At 55.3% G+C, this 22,065-nt stretch carries 15 protein-coding genes; 8 read left to right on the forward strand and 7 right to left on the reverse strand.

Features of this window, described 5'->3' with window-relative positions; translation table 11 throughout:
- The 6 genes from L977_RS19765 to L977_RS19790 form a co-directional block, all read right to left on the reverse strand.
- Nucleotides 1-7,737: two-partner secretion domain-containing protein (locus L977_RS19765; RefSeq protein WP_047626736.1), on the reverse strand; the 7,737-nt coding region annotated here is incomplete at its 3' end.
- A 14-nt stretch (nucleotides 7,738-7,751) separates the two neighbouring features.
- Nucleotides 7,752-9,485: a ShlB/FhaC/HecB family hemolysin secretion/activation protein gene (locus L977_RS19770; RefSeq protein ID WP_047344491.1), complete on the reverse strand. Its 1,734-nt coding sequence runs from the start codon at nucleotides 9,483-9,485 to the stop codon at nucleotides 7,752-7,754.
- A gap of 17 nt (nucleotides 9,486-9,502) precedes the next feature.
- Nucleotides 9,503-10,498 (reverse strand): fimbrial protein, encoded by a 996-nt coding sequence (locus L977_RS19775; RefSeq protein ID WP_047344490.1) that lies wholly within the window; start codon nucleotides 10,496-10,498, stop codon nucleotides 9,503-9,505.
- The gene (locus tag L977_RS19780; RefSeq protein WP_023337752.1) at nucleotides 10,495-13,068 is read right to left on the reverse strand and encodes a fimbria/pilus outer membrane usher protein; all 2,574 of its coding nucleotides are present in this window, start codon (nucleotides 13,066-13,068) and stop codon (nucleotides 10,495-10,497) included. The genes L977_RS19775 and L977_RS19780 overlap by 4 nt, the downstream gene beginning before the upstream one ends.
- Before the next feature lie 29 nt (nucleotides 13,069-13,097).
- The gene (locus L977_RS19785; protein WP_023338772.1) at nucleotides 13,098-13,835 is read right to left on the reverse strand and encodes a fimbrial biogenesis chaperone; all 738 of its coding nucleotides are present in this window, start codon (nucleotides 13,833-13,835) and stop codon (nucleotides 13,098-13,100) included.
- A 54-nt stretch (nucleotides 13,836-13,889) separates the two neighbouring features.
- The gene (locus L977_RS19790; protein ID WP_442854937.1) at nucleotides 13,890-14,456 is read right to left on the reverse strand and encodes a fimbrial protein; all 567 of its coding nucleotides are present in this window, start codon (nucleotides 14,454-14,456) and stop codon (nucleotides 13,890-13,892) included.
- A 411-nt stretch (nucleotides 14,457-14,867) separates the two neighbouring features.
- On the opposite strand from L977_RS19790, the gene speB reads away from it, so the two are divergent.
- Entirely contained in the window at nucleotides 14,868-15,788 is a 921-nt protein-coding gene (gene speB, locus L977_RS19795; protein ID WP_002434404.1) for an agmatinase, read from the forward strand.
- A gap of 3 nt (nucleotides 15,789-15,791) precedes the next feature.
- Here the strand turns inward: speB and L977_RS19800 are convergent, their stop codons facing one another.
- Nucleotides 15,792-17,003 carry an MFS transporter gene (locus L977_RS19800; protein WP_047626740.1) on the reverse strand — a complete coding sequence of 404 codons (1,212 nt, stop codon included), beginning with the start codon at nucleotides 17,001-17,003 and terminating at the stop codon, nucleotides 15,792-15,794.
- A 415-nt stretch (nucleotides 17,004-17,418) separates the two neighbouring features.
- Here L977_RS19800 and L977_RS19805 point away from each other — a divergent pair, with 415 nt between their 5' ends.
- The 7 genes from L977_RS19805 to L977_RS19835 form a co-directional block, all read left to right on the forward strand.
- The gene (locus L977_RS19805; RefSeq protein WP_014885174.1) at nucleotides 17,419-17,742 is read left to right on the forward strand and encodes a Rieske (2Fe-2S) protein; all 324 of its coding nucleotides are present in this window, start codon (nucleotides 17,419-17,421) and stop codon (nucleotides 17,740-17,742) included.
- Entirely contained in the window at nucleotides 17,739-18,047 is a 309-nt protein-coding gene (locus L977_RS19810) for a recombinase-like helix-turn-helix domain-containing protein (RefSeq protein ID WP_014885173.1), read from the forward strand. Before L977_RS19805 ends, L977_RS19810 begins: the two co-directional genes overlap by 4 nt.
- Before the next feature lie 10 nt (nucleotides 18,048-18,057).
- A complete protein-coding gene (locus L977_RS19815; RefSeq protein WP_014885172.1) occupies nucleotides 18,058-19,080 on the forward strand; it encodes an aromatic ring-hydroxylating oxygenase subunit alpha in 1,023 nt (340 codons plus the stop codon).
- Nucleotides 19,080-19,829 (forward strand): SDR family oxidoreductase, encoded by a 750-nt coding sequence (locus L977_RS19820; RefSeq protein ID WP_023337747.1) that lies wholly within the window; start codon nucleotides 19,080-19,082, stop codon nucleotides 19,827-19,829. The genes L977_RS19815 and L977_RS19820 overlap by 1 nt, the downstream gene beginning before the upstream one ends.
- A gap of 12 nt (nucleotides 19,830-19,841) precedes the next feature.
- Complete coding sequence (locus L977_RS19825) at nucleotides 19,842-20,630, forward strand: IclR family transcriptional regulator (RefSeq protein ID WP_014885170.1); 789 nt, start codon at nucleotides 19,842-19,844, stop codon at nucleotides 20,628-20,630.
- A gap of 78 nt (nucleotides 20,631-20,708) precedes the next feature.
- Nucleotides 20,709-21,635, forward strand: coding sequence for a VOC family protein (locus tag L977_RS19830; protein ID WP_014885169.1), 927 nt, complete (start codon nucleotides 20,709-20,711; stop codon nucleotides 21,633-21,635).
- On the forward strand, nucleotides 21,632-22,065 hold a 434-nt coding region (locus L977_RS19835; protein ID WP_047626741.1), incomplete at its 3' end, for an FAD-dependent oxidoreductase. The genes L977_RS19830 and L977_RS19835, both read left to right, overlap by 4 nt.

The following is a 22,065-nucleotide window of genomic DNA, read 5'->3' on the forward strand; positions in this document are numbered from 1 at the left end:
CACCGCTTCGCTGTGCGCGGTTTCAGACGGGGTGGTATCCGTCTTCTTCGCGCTGTCAGCCGGTTTTGGTGTAGGCTTCAGATCGTCCGCTTTCGACGGCGTAACGGCAGGTGCCTCTTCGCTGTGCGCGGTTTTAGACGGGGTGGTATCCGTCTTCTTCGTACTGTCAGCCGGTTTCGGCGCAGGCTTCAGATTGTCGGCTTTCGACGGCGTAACGGCTGGCACATCTTCGCTGTGCGCAGGTTTCGCTGGCGTAACCTCTTTCTTCCTGGTGCCATCGCTCGAATGCTTCGACGAGCCGCTATTGTGGTGGTCGCTCGGCGTATCGACGTCGTAACTGCCTTTTTTCTTCTTACCGATGCCAGGATCCGCAAGGGTATAGGAGATATTGTTGCCCGCTTCTTTTTCGTCACGGGTGACAACGGACATCTCATCCTTGTTGGTGTTGATCTCGCCAGTCGTACCTTTGCTGGTGGTGCCCCCCACGGAAATGGTGGATTTCTGCGTTTCGTTACGGTGGATCTCATCGACCGTATCCACGTAGATGTTAGCCGATGGAATGCCGCCTTTTTTACCCGGCAGACCACCGATACCTACGCCGCCACCGCCGTACAGGCCGTCCTGCTCAACGGTATCTTGCAGGTCTTTGGCGTTGATATTGCCCGCAACGTTGACGTTACCGGTGCCATTATCAGAGACGATATTAGCCCCCGCCATGTTGAGGTCGCCGCCGGTTTTCACCTGCACGTCACCCGTGGTGTGAATGCCGGACTGCTTCGCGGTGGTTGCCGAGTCATAAGCCTCTGAGCCGCCGCCGCCGTTAACGGCCCCGGTAGGCATCACGCCTTTCGTCGACACGGCTACACCGACGGATGCACCCCAGTTGGCACGCTCGTTGTCCGTGTGAACCGTATCCTGAAGGGAGTTCACGGTCATATCCCCTGCAACATCCACGTCCGCGGTATTGGCATCAATGTTGGCACCGCTCATGGTCATGTCGCCGCCGGACTTAATTTTGACGTCGCCTGCCGTAATGGTGCTGTTGGTGTAGCTGGTGCTGTTGCCTGTTCCGGTCTCTTTGCTGCCGCTGTAGTCGACGGACGCGCCGCCGCTCACGCCGGAGAGATCCACGCCCACGCCAGCCGAGATGCCCGCCGAGTGCTCCTCGGTGGTGTTGCTGTAGCTGGATGTGGATTTCGCCGCATTCATGTTCACATCGCCGCCTGCGTTAATTTCAACATTCTGGCCGCTAATGTCTGTTCCGTTCAACGTGGTGTCTTTTTTGGTGTTGATCGAAACGTTATTGGCGCTGATGTGATTAATGTTTTCCGCCGTGGAGGTGGAGGTTGAGTGCGATTTAGACGAACTGCCGCCAATGGTAACGGAACCGCCAGCCAGATCGTTGAGCAGCAGATTAGAGGCCTCGCCCAGCACTTCCGCAGCCGTTGTTCCGGCGTTGGCAGACTGGCCTTCGGTGCCTTTTTCAATCAGGTTACCGGCTTTATCAAAGGTATCCACAAGGGTGCTGTGGGCTTCGCCCGTGATACCAAACGACGTCGCTTTATGGGATGAGGTGTTTTTCATCTCATCTTCATATTTCGTGGTCGCGACGTCCTCGGCGTTGATGGTCAGGGCATCGCCCGCGCTGAGATCCGCCCCACCGATGTCAGCGGTCTTACCGGCTTCAATCGTCCCGGACTGGCCAAAGTTGATTGCGGCATTGGTGTTCTTTTTGCTGTCGGTGACGGACGAGTCACTGGAGGTGCTCATGCCAAACGTGAAGCCAGCCGTATCATTCACCGGCGCACGGCCAGGCTTCTTGCCGATTGCAGAGGTATCGGATTCTGATCCTGCGCTGACATAGTCGCCGGAGGTCGTTTCGGTGCTGCCGCCGTCCATGGTGCCGTAGCTGGTGTTAACCGACTGGCCGCCGCCGCTGACGCCCGCGCTGATGACAAACTCGCGTGACGAGCTGTGCTGTTCTTCGTGAGCAACGTCCTGGGACGTTTTGATCGTCACGTCATTTTCAGCGGTGATGCTGCCGGTCTGGGCGTTGTAGGTCCCTCCTTCCATCACCACGTCGTTTTTGGCCTCGATACTCATGTTGCCGCCAGCGGAAACATTCGCGCCAATGGCTTTGCCCGTGGTGGTTGAGGTATCAGACATCGTGTAGTTGAGCGCGCTTCTGACGTCGTTATCAATGATACGCGTGGCGTCAATTTCATGCAGGTCATTGAAGGTGACGTCGCCGTCGGTGGCCTTCATGCTTACATCCTGACCCGCCGTAATATCCGACGCGTTGGAGGTGATAGATTTAGCCTCCATGTTAATGCTGCCGCCTGCGGTAACGCCGTCCTCAAAGGCGTGGATCACCTGCTTGCCGCTCTCATCGCGCCCTACGCTGGCCGTCATGGTGATGTCACCCTGAGCTGCGGACATGTTCACGTCGCCCTCAGCGTTAATCGCCGCGCCGTTGTTATTGATATTGCCGCTGGTGCTGGACATATTGATGTCGCCGCCCGCAGAGATACCCGCGCTCATGCCGTTGCTAACGTTGTTGATATCCCCATCAGAGACCAGCGTCATGTCGCCTTTGGATGAGATTGTACCGTTGGCGTTATTGATGCTGTTCGCGTCGACGTTCATATCGCCACCGGCATGAACGGTCGCGGTGCCGCCGTTAACGTCTCCGCTCTCCATCTGACGAAGCGTTTCAGGGCACAGGTACACGACCGGGACCATCACGTCCACGCCGTTCACCGTCTGATTGACGAACCAGACGATATCGGCGTCCAGTCCGTTGCGCTGCTCCTCGGTCAGGGATTGACCGACAACCAGCCCCAGCTCGCTGTCCTGTGCGGCCACGCCTGCATTGTCCATCAGGGCCTGCACCAGCGCGTCGCCTTCCAGACCATCACGGATCGAAAAGAAACTGCCCACCGAGCTGTTGATCTCACGGCGGATCAATTCTGAGGTGAAGTAGTTATCACCAATAACGTTAACCGGCTTCTGCGGGTCATAGCCCACCTGATCGAAGAAGTAATCCGATCCTGTGTAAGCGCTCTGATCGATCATTGACGGACGCGTTTCAAAGATCGGAACGATATTGTTGGCTGGCCCCGGATAAGCCGTGCCATTTTTTTCCGCTTCGGCGGTTTTCTTAAAGTCGGTTGAGACTTCAAACATGCCCGGAATGGAGACCATATCCTTGATGGTTGGCATCGGGCTAATGCCCATCGCCAGCTCGTCAATTTTTTTGGTATTCACCTGGACATCGTAACCGGCAATGACCGTATCCACGGTGTATTCACCCACGTCGATATCGCTTACGTCGCTGTGGCTGTTAATCACCCCAGCGTCCGCAATACCGTTATCCAGCGTGCCGCCGTTATGCGTAAAGTTACCGCCCGCGGTGATCTCACCTTTTTCAGAAGGAACGAAGTAGGTTTTATTGTTTTTTAATGCCTCATTATTGGAGGCTGTTACGCTCGCCCAGATACCGCACATTGTACCGTAGTCGGTGGTTTGCCAGGTTTCACCGAAGATGTCGGACATCATTTTGTTGAAAAGCGTGGACTCGTTGCCGGTCATCACGACGGCGTTGTACCAGAGCGCTTTTTCAGGGTCATCACTGCCTGTCTTACCGGCCGCTGCGCCATTGCCAAACTCGAAGTCGAGGAACTGGTAAAGAGTATCAAAGTTCCACGTTGACGTATGATAGGCGCCTAAATGCCACTGATAGGTGAGCCCGCCCTGCATCTCTAACGGCAGCTGCAGATAATCATAAATGGACATTTCACCGTATTCCGGTGAGTTGTAGATATCACCGGTAACCGTAATATCTTTCGCCGCCTGAATCAGACCACCTTTGTTTGTAATCTGTTTTCTATCGTAGATATTGCGCTGGTTGATATTAATGTTGCCGCCCGCGCTGATCTCGGCCTGATGATCCAGTCTCAATCCCGAGGTCACAACCGGCATTGAGAAGTTAATCATGGTGTTAGATTTCGTCGCGAGATGCTCAACGGTGCTATATACCGCACTGGCGTTCTGATAACCCGTCATGGAGATTTCGTCGCCGGTATAGCTACTTTCGTTTCTGATGGATTCCGCGTCTAAATTCACGTCCTTCTCAGCGCGAATGATCCCGGCCTGGTTATGGATCTCCTTCGCGATAATCGACATATCGCCCATGCTGAGCACGTTACCCGACACGCCGTTGAAGAAAGTACCGTTACGGGCTTCCAGACTCATATCGCCCATCGTCCACAGCAGGCTACCGGCATTGTTGGTGATATTGCCCGCGGTGACGTTGAGATCGCCTCCGGTCACGATAGAGACGGCGTTGGTGAAATTACCGTCTGCATTCACGGTCAAATCGCCAATCGCTTCCATCTGGGTGCTATTGGTAAAGTCGCCGTGCGTGGCGATCGCCATCGCGCGTCCGGCGTAGATATTCTGGTTATTGGCGTCGAGGGTCAGGCTGTTGTCGACGCTAAGCGTGAGATCGCGTCCGGCCTCAAGAATACCGGCCGTGTTGTTCAGGCTGGCGAGAGTCAGCTGCAGATCCCGGTCGGCGATGATGGAGGCGTTGGCATCGTTTTGCAGGTTTTTGGTCGCAACAGCAATATTCGTGCCCGCAATGACTGCTTCAGTGGTGTTTTTGATGTTGCCTGTCTGAACATTCAGCGAGGTCGTTTTTGCCCCTGCGAGCACGGCTTCATCCCTGTTGTTAAGGGTGTTCTTCACGTTCAGCGTCAGGTTGTTATCCGTCGAGACAATGGCCGCGCCACTCTCGTTGGTCACATTCTCTGACGTCACGGTCACATCGCCGCCCGCCACCAGAGTCGAATTCGAACCATTTTCACTGCCGCTGTTGAGGAGCGAATTTGCCGCGACGGTTAACGCCCCATCAACGGCCTGAATCACCCCACCGGAGAGGTTAGTCAGAACGCCAACGGCGTTCAGCACCGTGTTCATGCTGGCCGTGATCACTGCCTGGCTGGAGTTGGTCAGGGAATCCACATCCTCGATCGTCAGGTTCCGCAGGGCCATGAGCACATGGTCGCTCCCGTCGTTCATCAGGCTGCGGATATTGCGGATAATCAGATCGGTGCCCGCCTGCACGACGCCGTTATTGTGCAGCGTGTCGCCGTTCTGCACCGTAATGCTGCCATCGCTGAGGATCACCGAGGCATTGTTCAGCGTATTCACACCGTCCAGGGTCATGTTGCCCGAGGCGAGGAGCGCCGCGTCAGTGCTGTTGTTCAGCGTACCCACGTTGTTGATGCTGAGGGCATGCTCAGACTGGATCACCGCACTGTTGCTGTTGTTGAGCGTATCCACATTGCTGATTGTTACGCTGCCGCTACCGACCATCGCGGCGCTGTTGGTGTTGGATACGTTTGTGATGTTCAGCATCGCCAGCGCACCGTCTGCAACCACCTGAGACGCATCGTTGGTGAGGGTACCGATGTTGGACAGGGTGAGATTGCCGCTGCTGTAGAGGGTAGCATCGCTGATGTTATTCAGCGTGCCGATGTGGTCCAGCAGGATGGACGTTGCCTGAATGCCGGAGGCTGAGTTGGTCAGCGTTGTTGTGCCGGACAGATCCATCGCCCCACTCGCGAGCAGAACGGCGTCGCCCGTGTTGGTGAGAGTGGACATGTTGGTCAGGGTAACGTTTTTCCCCTGGATCCGGCTATTGTCGTTGGTCAGTGCAGTCGTCTGCGCGCCGTCCAGCGTAAGGTTTTCGCCCGCCAGGATCTCGCCGCCGTGGGTGTTATTTAATTGCTTACTGACGTTCAGCGCAACATCGCCCGCTGCGCTCAGGGTTCCGCCGTTGTTATTCAGCTTCGCCGCTTTCACCTGCGCTTTTTGTCTGGCGTTCAGCGTGCCGCTGTTTTCAAGCGTCGCGTCGGCGTTGGACGCGGTCAGGGTAACGTTTTTCCCCTCGATTTTGCCCTGGTTCTTGATGGATTTACCGCTGGCAGCGAGGGTGACATCTTTTTCGTTGCTGATGATGTTACCGCTGTTGTCGACGTCGCCGCCCACGTTCAGGCTGACGGCTGCCGCATCACCCACGAGGGTGCCGCTGTTGGTCAAGTTGCCGGTCGTGGTGACCTGCAGTGCGTCAGTGGTCGCACCGATGTTTCCACGGTTGTTCAGCGCGCTGGCGTTCATCACCAGCCGTTTTTCCGCGAAGATGCGGCCGTTGTTGTCCAGGTTGCCGACGCGGAGCGTCTGGTTATTGGATGCGTACAGCACGCCGTCGTTCTTCAGTGAACCGGACGCAATCGTCAGGTCCCCCGTGGCGCTGACGGAGCCGCTGTTCACAAAGGCCTCTTTCAGGGTGAACTGCAGGGTGCCTTTTTTCGCCAGGACGCTGCCGCCGCCGTTATTCATGCTGCCTGCGGTAATCTCTACGTCACCGCTGTGGCTGATCACCTGGGTATCCGAGATCAGCGAGGCAAACGGCACTTCAACGCCGTTGACCTTCACAACGAAATCGCCGTTTTTCAGCGTCACGACGCCGTCTGCAATGACCTTGCCGTTGGCGTCCAGCGCCTGCAGTTTGCCGTTCAGGGTATACTGGCCCGCGACGTTAATCTGAATTGCCGGGACGGTGGTGGTGGTGTTATTTGTTACCAGCGAGGCGGCATTTTGCACCAGCGAGCTGGCATCAATGCGGATTTTGCCGGTTGAGGCGATCACGTCGTTATTCAGCGTGATGCCCGCCAGGGCGTTCATGATAATGTCGTTTTTTGCCTGAACGCCGGAAGTGGATTTGTTCAGGGTGATATTCTTGCCGGAGAGCGACATATTTTTCTCGCTCGACAGGCTTGCGAGCGTAATGTCGCCATCCGCGCTGATCTCGAGATCGCTGCTGGCGATAATGCCGCCGGCATGACGGACGCCCGCCCCGGATTCGGTGCTGATTAGCTTGATCTTTCCGCCGTACATGGAGCCAAGCGCGCTACCGTCGATAGCCACGGCCGGACCCCGTCCGTCGCCTTTGTTACGCACGGTGTGGCTACGGGTCGCAAGGTCGTAGTCGTTCTGGCCCGCCAGCACTTTGATGTCTGCTTTACCAGCAATTTCGCCTTCCAGCTGCGCGCTGCGGCTAACGATGTCAAAGTAGCCCAGCCCGTCGGTATTAATGCCCTGACCGGTGACGGATACCGCCCCTTTTTCGACCGCCAGCTTATAGGAACCGTCGTTATTTGCCTGCACTTTACCGGTGCTGAGGGTCAGGCTGTTGGCATTGATGGTGGTTGCGCCGTTTACGCTAATGCCGTTTTCGTTGGCAATGATGATGTCGGCCTTTTTACCGAAAACTTCCATCGTGCCGTTAATGTAGGACGCTTTCGCACCCGTTACTTCGCTGATAATGGCGCTGGCTTCGTGCTGCAGTTGGGCATTTTTTACCGCATAGCCGCCAATTTTCGTTACGCCGTCCTGCATGCTGTTGTTAAAGATCATCCCCTGTTTTTCAACGTTAAATTCGTTGAATTTATTCATGGAGATGCCTTTCGCATTAGGATCGGCAATATTCACCACGGGCGTGCCGTTGGCCGCCTGGCCCATGGTAGGGCCTTTCGACTGACGATTATCAGGCGTGGTTGCCGCATCGACGGGGGCCGAGAAAATGCCGGCCAAAGACAGATATAATGGGCAGAGCCGCTTATGCAAATTGCGCGTGGTTATTTTTCCGCTGCGTGTGTTTTTGTTTTTCATTATTCTTCCCTTTGTTAGAAGTTAATTTCCGTTTTGTAATAAACCACCGTGTTATCGACGGTTTCTTCTTCCATTGAGTCTGGTTTTTTAACGGGCCACCCTGCCATAACGTAGGAAGAGAAATGGCTGCCAGTGGCTTTAACGCCCACTGATGCGCCCATCATGAATTGGCTGTCGCAGACATTGACGCCTTTCGGGCAATTATCTTTTGTGAAGCCAACGTCGTAGCCAATATAGGGCGTCAGCTGGTAAATACCGGCCAGTCCAATATCGAAAGGAAACTGCAGGCTATTGGCAATCCACGCGCCGCTGTCGCTCATCACGTTATCGTCTTTGAAACCACGAACGGTGTATTCATCGCCGATAGTCACTTTGGCATCACTCACCAGCACATCCGGCGTGTACTGAAAACCGCTGTTCAGCTCGTAGGTCATGCCGAGTCGGCCAAACTTAGCGAGCGGGCGCGTCCAGGAGGCAATGCCGTTGTATTTCAGATAATCGACGTCGAAACCCTCAAGGTCTTTATCGCCGTCGCGGGCTGAACCAAACCACGGCACCGCCGCGGTGACGCTCAGATCGCCATAGAACCAGCCACCGCCCATGGCGCCAACGTAGGTCAGGCCCGACGCCAGCGAGGTGTAGGTTTTTGAGCTAACGTCAATGCGCGCGTTTTCGATGCCGTTGTAGTTATCCCGGCGTTCGACTTTCATCCAGGCGCTGGTTTTGCCCGTCGCGCCACGCATCAGCATGCGGCTGATACGCAGGGATGCACGCTCCGACGTGCCATCGGAATCGTAAATGCCGAAGCCGCCGTCGATGCCTTTTTCGTATTCGGATTTGTAATAGCTGGTATCAAACCCCCAATAGCCCAGCGGCACGCTGTAGCTAAATGACCAGGAGTCCTGTTTATCATTATTATTTTTCAGATCGTTCCAGGAGTAATACGCATTAAAAATGTCGTTTAATCCGGCAATATTTTTTGCCGTCAGGCTGCCGTAATATTGCTGCCAGCCTTCTGATTTGCTCCCGGAGTTATTTAACCCCGCCGCCGCGTCAATCGGAAATGAGGGCTGATGAATCAGGTTAAGATCGGAATAGCCATTAATGATTGAGGGTTCAACGCTAATATTATCCCTCTCCGAGACCCGCATCAGGTTCTCAACCATCTGGTCGACATCCTGCATATTGAGGATCTTGTCTTTGGCAAACGGGTAGGCGGTAAAAAGACGCGTGCTATCACGCAGGCCCGGTGTCTGGCCGTTCACCTTAAAATCGTTAATCTTTCCCCACAGCACGCGAAGCTTAAGCGTACCGCTCTTGATGTTGCCGGGGTCGATGCTGATAAGAGTAGTGGCATAGCCACGGGAAATATAAAAATCCGTTAACTCTTTCACTAAGGTGAAAATGTCAGATTTACCCAGATCCTTACCCAGATAGCGCTGGACGATCTCCTCGCGCTGCGGCGATCCGTCGAACAGATGATCGTCGAGGATCTCGATCCGGGTTACGTTGAACTTCCACGATGAATTTGCCGGCAGGCCGGTCTCCGCGTCTTCGCCGCGAATTGCGCGCTGCTGTTGCAGCAACGCTTCCGTTCTTTTCGCCTCTTCAATCAGATACTGGTTACTCTGCCGCTCCAGGCGGTCAAGTTCCTGCTTGTTCTGAACTGAGGGCAGTATGGCGGCATGGGCCACCTGTAATAAAGGCAGTAAAAACAGGATGTTTTTGATTTTGAAATGACAACGCATCACTCTCTCCCTGAGCGTTATTTAATGACAACGGTGTATTGAACGGCGCCGACAACTTTGCCGGGGGTGAGGACCGTCTTACGATCGACCCCGCCACCAACATAGATTTGTGCCTGATAGTTTTTGGTGAGCGTGGAGGCGGTATAGACCTTCTCCTTACCCAGCGTGATCGCGGTTGAGTTCTTCTCAAAAAGGCGAATACTAAAATTGCTTGCATAGCCATCGCCGCTTTCAACGCCGATCACACCGGTCAACGCGCCTAAAGGGGTGTTAATTAAGGAGTTGAAGGTGATGCCAATTTGTTCCGTAGAAGGGCAGCCCACGGTGATGCTGAAGTCTTTTTTAACACCCTGAAAAGTATCGTCGTTTTGAAAATCGGCGATGTTATAGGTGCCTAAATCGACGTTCGTCGCTGAGGGGTAAATTGAGCACGAGGCGGTAACCACCTTAATGGCAACACCAAAGTTGATGGCCATAATCGGCAGTTTTTCGCTTTCATCGGCGGACGGGATCACCAGTGCTTCCGCCACCTTACCCGCTGGAATAAAGTATTCCCCTTCAGGCATCGAGCCGGTCTGGACCATTTCCACCAGAACCGTACTGTTTTTCACTCCACAACCGGTGGAGCACATGGTCGGCGAACCCGAGTTACCCGGCAGCCATGAAGATTCGGTCTGCGTGGGCCACCGCATGCGAATGCCTATCCCCGGGATTTCGGTGTTATAGACATGATCAATCTGCGAACGGATATAGCTTCGCGAATAGCTTGAATGCCATGAAGATTGGGTGGACGCGTCGCAGGTGTAGCTGACGTCCGGCACCTGATAGGTTTTGCTCCATAAAACCTTGCCGACTTCACGCTGCTTTATGACGTTAAGCGTGATGTCGTCCATGATATTCAGCGTCGCCAACGGAGACGTGAGGGTGCACAACGCCGCATAGGCGTTGTTGCACGTTAAAGAGACAAACGCCGTGGATAAAAGAATCAGCGCAGCCGTAAAAATCCGTTTCATGGTGTTGCCCCGTTATTGATGCAGGTAATTTCAATAGCCTTAAACGCTTCTTCCTCGGTTGGCCGGTCCTCAGTGCCTTGCTTCACATAACGCGCACCGCACTGCGCGGGCTTTTTATTTTTCTTCCACTGGAGGGTAAAGACGTTTTGGCCTTCCTTAAGCGCCACCATCGCCACGCCGTTTTGACCGACCATGCCGATGGCGTTGTGCGATTCGTCCAGTACCGACGCACCAAATGGGATCACTTCGCCGGAAGGCTGCATAAAGCGCACAAAGCTCTGGCGATTGGCCTGGGTGTCCATTTTGATCAGCACTGCCGCGCCGGAGGTTGGCACGATGGTTCGGCGGGTGTCGTCGACCTCGACGGTATACGCGGTGCCTTTCGGGTCGGCGTACACCTCGTTGTACTTGTAAGGCACCAGATACCCGACAATGCCGTAGCCGTTGTCTTTGATGACGGCCTGGGAATCCGGGTAGATGCGAGAGCCTTCTGCGCCTTTTGCTTCCACGATGCCAATGGTGTCTGCGAGGGTTGGCACAAAGTTGATGCCGCCTTCATGCACCACCACGCCGCCGTTCAGGTTGACCCCTCCCATAAAGGAGTCCCGGGACTGGCTGTAGGTCATCCCGCCCGAGGCGCTCTCGCCCGTGTAGGAGAGGTTCATGCCGAAGTTAGTTTCCGGCGTGTTGGACTGGCTGAAATAGCCGCCAAAGCCAAACTGTGAGCGTTCCCCGGCGGAGCCGTTCAGCGAGGTACGGAAGTTGGCTTCTTCGCTGTTATAGCTAAAGTTGGCCCCCAGGCGAGCCTGCTTCTCGTAGTGGTGGCCAAGCGGCATGCTCACGTTCAGGTAGAGCGTATCTTCGTGGTCGCCATCGTCGTTATTGGTGCGGCCAAGGGAGATCCCCCAGGTCGTGATGCCAAACTGGTTGTTGTAGCCCAGCACGAAGTTCGACTTTTCATTCCGGCCCTGCTCGTTATTCCAGACGTTGCCCACAAACCCGCTGACGTAGAAGCTTCCCCAACCGGCGGGAAGCGTCTGGTTGATGTTGGCTTCCAGGCGCTCGCGATAGCGTTCCGGGAGAAAGTCTTCTTCATCGGCTTCAATCGAGCGCTTCAGGCTGACCGCGTCGCTCAGGGAGTAGAAATTCGCGCTGGAGTAGCGATAGCCAATCAGGCTGAAGTTCGTCCCGGTTGTCGGGAGGGTCTTCGCCAGGCTAATGCGCAGGCTCATATTGCAGAACGTGCCGCAGCCTGCGGTGTCCGGCTGCCCCTCGAAGCGGGTGAAAGAGCGCGTCACGTCTACGCCTAATGCGCCCAGACGGGTGTTAATCGCAAAACCGGTCATCAGCGCCGCATAATCACCTTCGAACGCGCTCTGTCCGCCAACGTAGCCGGTAAAGTTATTGAATAAGCCGTACTGAAACGTGCCCTCAACCGCTTTCGGATCCTCTTTCAGCCAGGTATCGCGGATTTCACCCGCAGCCACAGAGTAGCGGGAGTAACCTTCGCGCAGCAGCTGCGGTACGCTGGAGTAGGGGACCACGAAGTAGGACTCTTTGCCGTTTGTCTCTTTAACGGTGACCTCAAGATCGCCGTTATAGCCTGTCGCATAGAGATCGCTGATGGCGAACTCCCCAGGCGGCACCACTTTTTCATACAGGGTGTTGCCAGCCTGCTTGATGGTCACCGTGGCGTTGCTGTTGGCGATGCCGCGCACCACCGGGGCATAGTTGCGTACCGAGTCGGGAAGCATGCGATCGTCCGTGGCGAGACGAACGCCACGCAGGGCGGTAGTGTCAAAAAAATCACCGGTGGTGTTCAGATCGCCCAGCACAATCTGCGATTGCAGCGGCGCAATCGCCCGCTCTGCATAGGCCTGGATATGCTGTACGCCGGTATTTTCAGTGTCGCTGCCGGAGCTCAGGCTGTCGTAGGTCGTAAAACGCCATGCCCCCAGTGCGAGGGTGTTGTGCAAATTGCTGTAGAGATAGGTCGCGTTGTCCTGAGCGGGGCGATAACGTGAACTGGTGGCGCTAAGGGTATAGGAGGACATCAGCGCCGGTACGCCGTTATCCCATAACTCCGGGCTTACGTAACCCGCAGGCGTATTCAGCAGCATTGCCTGAGGAATCGTGACATCCAGCTGTTCTTCTACCGCATTATAATTAACCGTCGCGCCTTTAATCAGCTCAGGGAGAATAATGCAGGTATTCTGCTTCCAGTCGGGGGGAAGTTTTGATGTGTCGACGTCAAAGCGGACGACCATTTCGGGCGTCATGCAGGCGTTGAATCCCTGCTCATTATTTGCAGCCACAAAGGTAACGGTCCAGGTATTAACCGGCTTGAGGTTGCTGTAAACCTCAAGCGTATATTTCCCCGGCAGTATTTTTTCAACGCCGTCAAATTGTGTCAGATCGATTCCGCTATCGTAATACTTCATAAACCCACGAGAAAATGTCATCGGCTTACTGGTATCACTGGCATATACTGCGAGTGGCGCAATGGTCACCGAAATGACAAAGCCACTAATCACCCGCAGAATGTTAGTTTTCTTGTAAAACATCGACATATCACCGTCCTGGTCAATATGATTACTAATCAGAAGTTATACGTGCGCTTAATATAGGCACCCAGATCGGTAATATAATTGTATTGGAATGTCCCTTTCCCCTGCACGGCATTAACCTGCGGGAAGTGATATACCAGCGTGCTATATGGCGCGATCATCTCGCCATCAATCATGACATCTTTACCCTGAGCATCTCGGAGCCAGACATTTGTCATGCTTACATGGAAAGGCGAATTATTTGTTCCAACGACGTCATAACCGTTGGCTGCTTTTTTCAATTGCCAGGTTAATTCATCCGCCGCTTTCATCGGATTACCTTTCAGACCAACCGGGCGATAGAAAAATTTAATCAGCGTTCTGAACGCCATCTTTAGCTGATTTTTATCTACGTCGTCCGCCATTTCAGGCGGAATATCCAGGACATTGAGCCACAGAACCGTTTCACGATCTTTTGGATATTTCGCGGCGGCGCCTTCCGTCTGGAATATGCGGAAAACTTTCCCCTTTTGGCCGTTAATTCTGGCCGCCGGTGGGGTGATAAAGAAAGGCAAATCTTCTTTGGCGATGCCGTCACTCTTATCGGTGCTGGAAAGCCACACCTGAACCAGTTCAGGCGCTTTGCTGACGTTATTAATACGAATCGTTTGTTCTTTCTCCCCGGCGTTGAATGCCACGCGGGTCGTCATAATTTGAATCGTTGCACTGGCCGCAAAGGAAAAGGCCAGCGTCATCATGAATACAGAAGATATAACAAGTTTTTTTAACATCTGGCCTAATCCTTTAGGTGATACTCTTAGCGGATAAACCCGCGGGGCGCGCGATTACTGATATTTAATGGAGTACACAACGTCGGTTGAGACTTGACCGGCAGTAGATGCACCACCCGTCGCCACATATTGTGCCCAGTAATCAAAGCGAGCCGTATTACCGGCAACCGTAACGGTTTTAGCGCTATCGTTTGCGGTATTCAGGTTCAGTTTTGCTTTTGAAGAATCCAGTAAACCAACCTGAACTTTCTCAGCTCCGCCTGACGCTTTAGCCACGGTATTTTTCAGGTTACCGGTGGTGGCATCGATATTGGTGCTTTGCGCCAGTTCGAAGAATACGCTGGCAACTTTGCCATTGGTGCAGTTTGCGCCGCTTAACGTAATGTGGAATGAGGTATCACCTGCGCGCTGTCCATCCGTTGCAAGTGCGGTTGTACTAATAGAAGGTAAATGAACGGTAAAGTCTGGGCTTTCAGATTCGCCCTGTGCGTCACCGCCGGTAATAGTACAGGTTGCGTCGCTAATAGTACCTTGAAAAGTAATCGTGCCATCTTCTGCTGCCGCGGCGGTACCGATGGTTGAAAGAACGGCCAGGATTGCCAGCTTAGATAACTTCTTCATAAAAATATCCATATCATTTCATTGGGGGGGCTATTGTATAGAGGTCATCTCCTCCACCGCTATCGGCCAGGCCTAAATATATTCCTAGTTTTAAAATGGTATATTTATTAAATTTATGAATTAAGTTTTGCTTCAAACTTTTAAACGCAAATAATGCGAAGAAATGGGGGGCTTAAGATAATATCAATTCTAAAAATGAATTTTATCGGTATGGTGAATAATTAGAGGCCGTAAAAGTCTGGCAACACAATTGATTTATGTTTTGAAAAGTGAGCTTGAATCTTCACGTTCCAGAGGCTAGCATTAGGCAAAAGCAGTAAGGACATCAATCCCTTCCTCGTCGGGTTTAACGACGCGGAGGGGATTTTTTTTCATCTGTATCTAATGCAACGACTTTTAAGAGGTCAGGACATGAGCACTTTAGGTCATCAGTACGACAACTCTCTGGTATCTAACGCGTTTGGTTTTTTACGCCTTCCGATGAACTTCCAGCCCTACGACAGCGATGCTGACTGGGTGATCACCGGTGTGCCGTTCGATATGGCAACCTCGGGTCGTGCCGGTGGACGTCATGGCCCGGCGGCGATCCGTCAGGTTTCCACCAACCTGGCCTGGGAGCATAACCGCTTCCCGTGGAACTTCGACATGCGCGAGCGCCTGAACGTGGTTGACTGCGGTGACCTCGTGTATGCCTTCGGCGACGCGCGTGAGATGAGCGAAAAGCTGCAGGCCCACGCCGAGAAACTGTTGGCAGCCGGTAAGCGTATGCTCTCCTTCGGTGGCGACCACTTTGTGACTCTGCCACTGCTGCGCGCCCACGCGAAACACTTTGGCAAAATGGCGCTGGTCCATTTCGATGCGCATACCGACACCTACGCGAACGGCTGCGAGTTTGACCACGGAACTATGTTCTACACTGCACCGAACGAAGGCCTGATCGATCCGAACCACTCCGTGCAGATCGGTATTCGTACTGAGTTCGACAAAGACAACGGCTTCACCGTGCTGGATGCCTGCCAGGTGAACGATCGCGGCGTGGATGACATCATCGCGCAGGTGAAGCAGATCGTCGGCGATATGCCAGTCTACCTGACCTTCGACATCGACTGCCTGGATCCTGCCTTTGCGCCAGGCACCGGTACGCCGGTGATCGGTGGCCTGACGTCCGACCGCGCCATCAAGCTGGTGCGTGGCCTGAAGGATCTGAACATCGTCGGGATGGACGTGGTGGAAGTGGCGCCAGCCTATGATCAGTCCGAAATCACGGCCCTGGCGGCAGCGACCCTGGCACTGGAAATGCTCTACATTCAGGCGGCGAAAAAAGGCGAATAAGCCTTAGGCGCTGATTGCTGCTGCGCGACGCATGCGCAGCAGCAACATTCCTCCGGCCAGCAGGGTGATCGCCTGCGACACGACCAGGACCGAAAAGCCAGAGCTGACCGACCCGACCGATTTCATCACCACCCCCATCAGCAGCGGAATAAACGCCGCACAGATATTCCCTATGCCATTAATGATCCCATACGCGCTACCCACCGCTTCCCGCGCGGCATGATGTTGGATCACCGCAGGGATCGCAGCTCCCTGAAGTCCCCAGAAAGCATTGGCGGACAACATAAACATCCCCAACCAGACAGGCTGATGGCTGAGCATCAGCGCGACCACGGACAGCGCCGTTAACGCGCCTCCCACCACAAACAGCACCGGTGCCTGTTCCGGGCGCATTTTGTCGAGCAGCACGCCGCCCAAAAATTTCGACCCCAGGCTCAGCAGGAAGGGAATGGCTGCAAGCAGGCCCGTAGCATGCAGTGAGAAGTGATGTTCATCGCGCAGCCATGCGGGCAGCCAGGCGCTGCTCCCCCAGAGATAGCTCAGCGTGGCGATTTCAACCAACAGGATCCAGCCCAGCAGCGGCGTTTGCCAGGCAAGGGTGAAGGTCTGCACCCATCCCGGCTTTTTCATCTTCCCCCGGCTCTGGGGCGCAGGCAGAAAGCGCCAGATTAACCCGCCACCCAGCACAAGATTCATGACGGCCAACGCGTAGAACGATCCCGCCCAGCCCAGATGCGCCATCAGCCAGGTGATCAGTGGAAAGCCCACCGCCAGCCCGAGCGAGACGCCCAGCGCGGTCACCGCGTTGGGTTTGCCGATCTCTTCTGCGTCAAAGCGCTCGCTGATAAAGCGCGTTTTTAATGAAAAGAGCGGCCCCTCCGCAATCCCCAGAATCACGCGCGCAATGAGCATCCCCATCAGCGAGCCGAGCAAGGGCGAAATCGCACAGACCGCGGCCCAAATCGCAATGCTGCTTAATAATCCCTGCCGATAATGAAGTTTGCTTTCAATAACTGGCGTTAATAATAAAGCCGAAAAACCATAACCCAGCAGAAAGCAAGTCATGAGCATTCCTTGTAACATTCTGTTTTCATTTAACTGAAAATGTGCGGCAAATTCCGGGTGTAAAATCATTACCGAGATATTCACACGGTCGATGTAGGAAATAATGATGAGTAATAACAGTGCAATTGTACCTTGCCATCTTGCCGTCATGATGCCTGCCTTATGTCTGCGCGTGTGAATATTTTTTATCAGAGTGATTGTCACGGGTGTAAAATGGTTCACCTGTGAAACTCATTGTTTATTAAGAATAAAGTAAAAATAAGTTTCACAGGTGAAACACGATGACGTGCCACCTTTTTATTTTTAATGAGCAAAAAGAAAAGAAGTCAATATCTGTTTTTTGAAATTTTAGACTATCGAAAAATCGTATTCTTTCACGCGGCAATAATGAAAATTTCATATCGCTGCATTTTTTCGTGATCCTTTGCACACTTAGTTAATTAATTACCTCCTGGTTAACAAATTCGTCACATTCGTGCTTGACGAAACATTCATCGCTTTTATATTGACCGTATTAAATAAGAAACAGAGTTTCATATATGAAACAAAAGCCTGGAGGATCGTGATGAGCTGGATAGGCGTATGTGACGCAGAACAAGTACAGGAAGATTTCCCTTTTAGCGGCAACGTCGACGGTAAAGAGATCGGCGTTTATTTGATTGACGGTGAATATTACGCGCTGGAAGACGTATGCCCGCACGCATATGCCCTGCTGAGCCAGGGCTTCGTCGAAGATGGCAAGGTGGAATGCCCGCTACACGAGGCGGTGTTCGACGTCAAAACCGGCCAGTGCCTGCATGGCCCCGGTGGTCGCAACCTTAACCGCTACCCGGTTCGGGTCTTTGAAAACCAAATCCAGATTACCTTCGTCGAGGAGAGCGTGGCATGAGCGACACCCTGAACTACAACCCGGCGCTGCCGGAAAGCCGCCAGTTTACTCCGCCTGCAGAAGGCGGTAACGGTGCCATTCATAAGCCAGGCGATTACCAGAACCTGATCTGGCAAACCCGCAGCCGCGAGCCGGAAAACTGGGAGATGAACCTGATCGCGACGCTGGAAGATCTCTTCGAGCAGGGCGTTGAAACCTTGCCGGAGCTGGTGAACGGGCTGAACGCGGTGCGCATGCACGACCAGCAGGGCGAGCCCTGGAGCGACGCCAGCTTCCAGGCATTCTTACAGGTTAACGGCTACTGAGGACAACGCGATGACGACTACCGTACAAAACTATCTGGATAAAGGTCTGCGCGGCCTCTGGTATCCGGTACTGGCGAGCTGGGAAGTGCAGTCCGCGCCGGTGGGGATTACCCGCCTGGGCGAGCAGATTGTGGTCTGGCGCAATAAAGACGGCCAGGTGCAGGCGCTGGAAGACCGCTGTCCGCACCGCGGCGCACGCCTGTCGATGGGCTGGAACCTTGGGGACCGTATTGCCTGCTGGTACCACGGCGTGGAAGTGGCGGGCAATGGTGAAGTGAAAGATGTGCCCGCCGTGGACAAATGCCCGCTGGTCGGCCAGCAGTGCGTGCGCAGCTATAACGTGCAGGAGGCGCACGGCGCCATTTTCCTGTGGTTCGGCGTCACTGCTGACCAGCAGCCGGACGAGCTGACTTTCCCGGATGAGCTCGCCGACACGGACAGTTTCAGCAACTTCCTCTGCACCGCCGCGTGGAAATGCAATTACCAGTACGCGCTGGAAAACGTCATGGACCCGATGCACGGCACCTATCTGCATTCGTCGTCACATTCGATGGCGGAAGGGGATCGCAAGGCCGACATGGTGCTTCAGCCGACCAAAACCGGCTTCATCTTCGAGAAAAAGGGGCAGAGCGGCGTCAATTTCGACTGGGTGGAATTGGGCAACAGCGGCACCTGCTGGATGCGTCTCTCCATTCCGTATAAGAAGCGTTTCGGACCGGGCGGCCACTTCTTTATCGTCGGCATGGTGGTGCCGGAAGATAACGACAACTGCCGCGTCTTCTTCTGGCGCATCCGCCGCGTGCAGGGCTGGCAGCGCGATATGTGGCGCTTTATGTACCGCAATCGTCTGGAAAAACTGCACTGGGAAGTGCTGGAGCAGGACCGCGTGGTGCTGGAAAGCCTGGCGCCAAATGCCCGTGACCATGAATACCTCTACCAGCACGACGTCGGGCTCTCGCGCCTGCGCCGCATGATGCAAAAGGCCGCGAAAGAACAGCTGGCGATGCGCGAAGCGCAGCAGGGAGCCGCCTGATGAACGGACTGCTGAGCGGGAAGCGCATCGTCGTGACCGGCGCCGCGCGCGGGCTGGGTTACCACTTTGCCAGCGCCTGCGCTGCGCAAGGTGCCTGCGTGGTGATGTGCGACATCCTCAAAGGCGAGCTGGCCGAAAGCGCCCACCGTCTGAACGAGCAAGGGTATGCAACCGAATCGCACGTTATCGATCTGGCCGATCCGCAGTCCATCGAGCAGGTATTCAGCGCCATTGGCAAGCTGGGGCAGATTGACGGCCTGGTGAACAACGCGGCAATGGCGACCGGCGTGGGCGGTAAAAACATGCTGGATTACGATCCGGATCTCTGGGATCGGGTGATGAGCGTGAACGTCAAGGGCACCTGGCTGGTGACGCGTGCCGCCGTGCCGCTGCTGCGCGAAGGGGCGGGGATTGTGAACGTGGCGTCCGATACCGCGCTGTGGGGCGCGCCGCGCCTGATGGCCTACGTGGCCAGTAAGGGGGCGGTGATTGCGATGACCCGCTCAATGGCGCGCGAGTTGGGGGAAAAACGCATTCGAATCAACGCTATCGCGCCGGGGCTGACCCGCGTCGAGGCCACCGAATATGTGCCCGCCGAACGCCATCAGCTCTACGAAAATGGCCGCGCGTTAACGGGCGCGCAGCAGCCGGAGGATGTCACCGGCAGCGTGGTCTGGCTCTTAAGCGATCTGTCGCGGTTTATCACCGGGCAGCTGATCCCGGTCAACGGCGGTTTTGTCTTTAACTAAGGTATGGCGATTATGGCAAACGATCAGGAAGTGAAGTATCTGGTGCCGGGGCTTGAACGCGGTTTGCAGCTGCTGTTGGCCTTCGGCGAGCAGCATCGCGAGCTGACCTTTGCCGAGCTACACCGGCTGGTGGATATGCCGAAGGCCACTGCCTACCGCGTGGTGCAGACGCTGGAGTATATGGGTTTTCTGGAGCGCAATGCGCGCACCAATACCTTCTCGCTGGGCATGAACGTGCTGCGCCTGGGCTTTGAGTACATCGCCTCGCTGGATGTGGCGCAGGTAGGCCAGCCGGTGATCGAGCAGCTTCGCGATGTCAGCCAGTGCAGCAGCCATCTGGCGATCCGCGACGGACGCGACATTATTTACATTGCCCGCGTCAGCGCCGCCGGGTCGCGTATCAATCAGGTCAGCATTGGCACCCGTCTGCCGGTGCACTGTACCTCGCTTGGCCGCATGTTATTGACCGATATTTCCCGCGCCGATTTTGAACAGCTGTTTCCGCACGAGCGGCTGCCGGGCAACACGCCGGGGCAGCTTCACGACCGCGAAGCCCTGTGGCAGATGGTGCAGCAGGACAAAGCCCGCGGATATGTGATTGGCGAGTCTTTCTTCCGCCACGGCATCTCTTCCATCGTCTATCCGGTGTATGACCGAAGCCAGCGCGTGGCGGCGGTGGTCAGCATTCTGGTGCCGTCGGAGGAGATCCCGCAGACCGACCGCGAGCGGCTCCAGAACGAGGTTCGCCTCGCGGCAGATAAAATTTCTGGCTTCTTAGGGTACCTGTCACAGGCCAGTTAAATCAGTTAGTTAACGTCAGGCGCTTCAGTGCGTCGGGCATGTTTTACGCCCAATTTGGGCCAGATGAGGCAACGAACGATGAGTGTAACCGGAATTGAAAAGCTGGAATTTGGCGTGGAAGACCTGACGCACTGCGCCAAATTTATGCGTGATTTTGGCCTGACGGGCGATGCCAGCGGCCAGCGTTTTACCACCCTGAGCGGCGCACGCGTGGAGCTTAATCCGATCGACAGCCCCGACCTGCCGCCAGCCTTTGAAGCGGGCAACACCCTGCGCCGTATGACCTGGGCGGTGGCCACCCCGGCAGACCTCGATGCGCTGCGCCCGAAGCTTGCCGGGCAGCCTGGCTTTCGTGAAGTGGGCGACGCCCTGGAGTGCCGCGATCCGAACGGCATGACGCTGCGCGTGCAGGTCAGCCAGCAGACCGACGTGGAGCTGAACGTTGAGCCGATTAACCAGTGGGGAGACGCTCGCCGAATCGACACCCCCAGCCCGGTCTACGATCGCGCCCAGCCGATTAACGTCGGGCACGTGGTGTTTTTCGTTGAGGAGCTGGCCGCGGTGGAGACATTCTATCGCGAAGTGCTCGGCTTCCAGGTCTCTGACCGCTACATCAACCGCGCCGTATTCCTGCGCTGCGGCGTGCGCGGCGGCCATCACAACCTGTTCCTGCTGCAATTACCGAACCGCAAGCGCGGGCTAAACCACGTTGCGTTTACGGTGCGCGACATCCACGAGGTGATCGGCGGCGGTATCGCGATGAATAAAAACGCCTGGAGCACGTTTATTGGGCCGGGCCGTCATCCGGTGTCGTCGGCCTATTTCTGGTACGTCAACAGCCCGACCGGCGGCGCGTTTGAGTATTACACCAACGACGATTACCTGACCGAAAACTGGCAGCCGCGCGAGCTGGAGCATTCGCTGGTCTCCTTCACCGAATGGGCGGTGGAAGGCGGCATCGACCACGACACGCGCCGTCAGCAGAAAAAGCCGGAGGCGGTATGACGTCGCGCATTGTCATTATCGGCGGCGGTCAGGCGGGCGGCTGGGCGGCAAAAACCCTCCGCGACGAGGGCTTCGAGGGCGAGATTTGCGTGGTGGCGGAAGAAGCGTGGGATTTCTATGAACGTCCGCCGCTGTCGAAGGCGTCTCTGCTGGAGCCTGACGCGGCGCTCCCGCGGCTGTTTTCCGAAGAGGCACAGCAGGCGCTGGATCTGACCTGGTACCGCCCACTGCGTGCGGAGCAGATCGACCGTCAGACAAAAACGGTGCGTTTAAGCAACGGTACGCATCTTAGTTACAACATTCTTTTGATTGCCACCGGAGGGCGGGCGCGTCTGCCGGGCGAGGCGTGGGCGGCGCATCCGCAGGTCTATACCCTGCGCCACTGGCAGGACGCGCAGCGTCTGAAGGGGCGTCTGGCGCAGAGTAAAAC

This window comes from Enterobacter sp. ZOR0014 (assembly GCF_000798855.1).
In the GTDB taxonomy this organism is placed as follows: domain Bacteria; phylum Pseudomonadota; class Gammaproteobacteria; order Enterobacterales; family Enterobacteriaceae; genus Enterobacter; species Enterobacter kobei.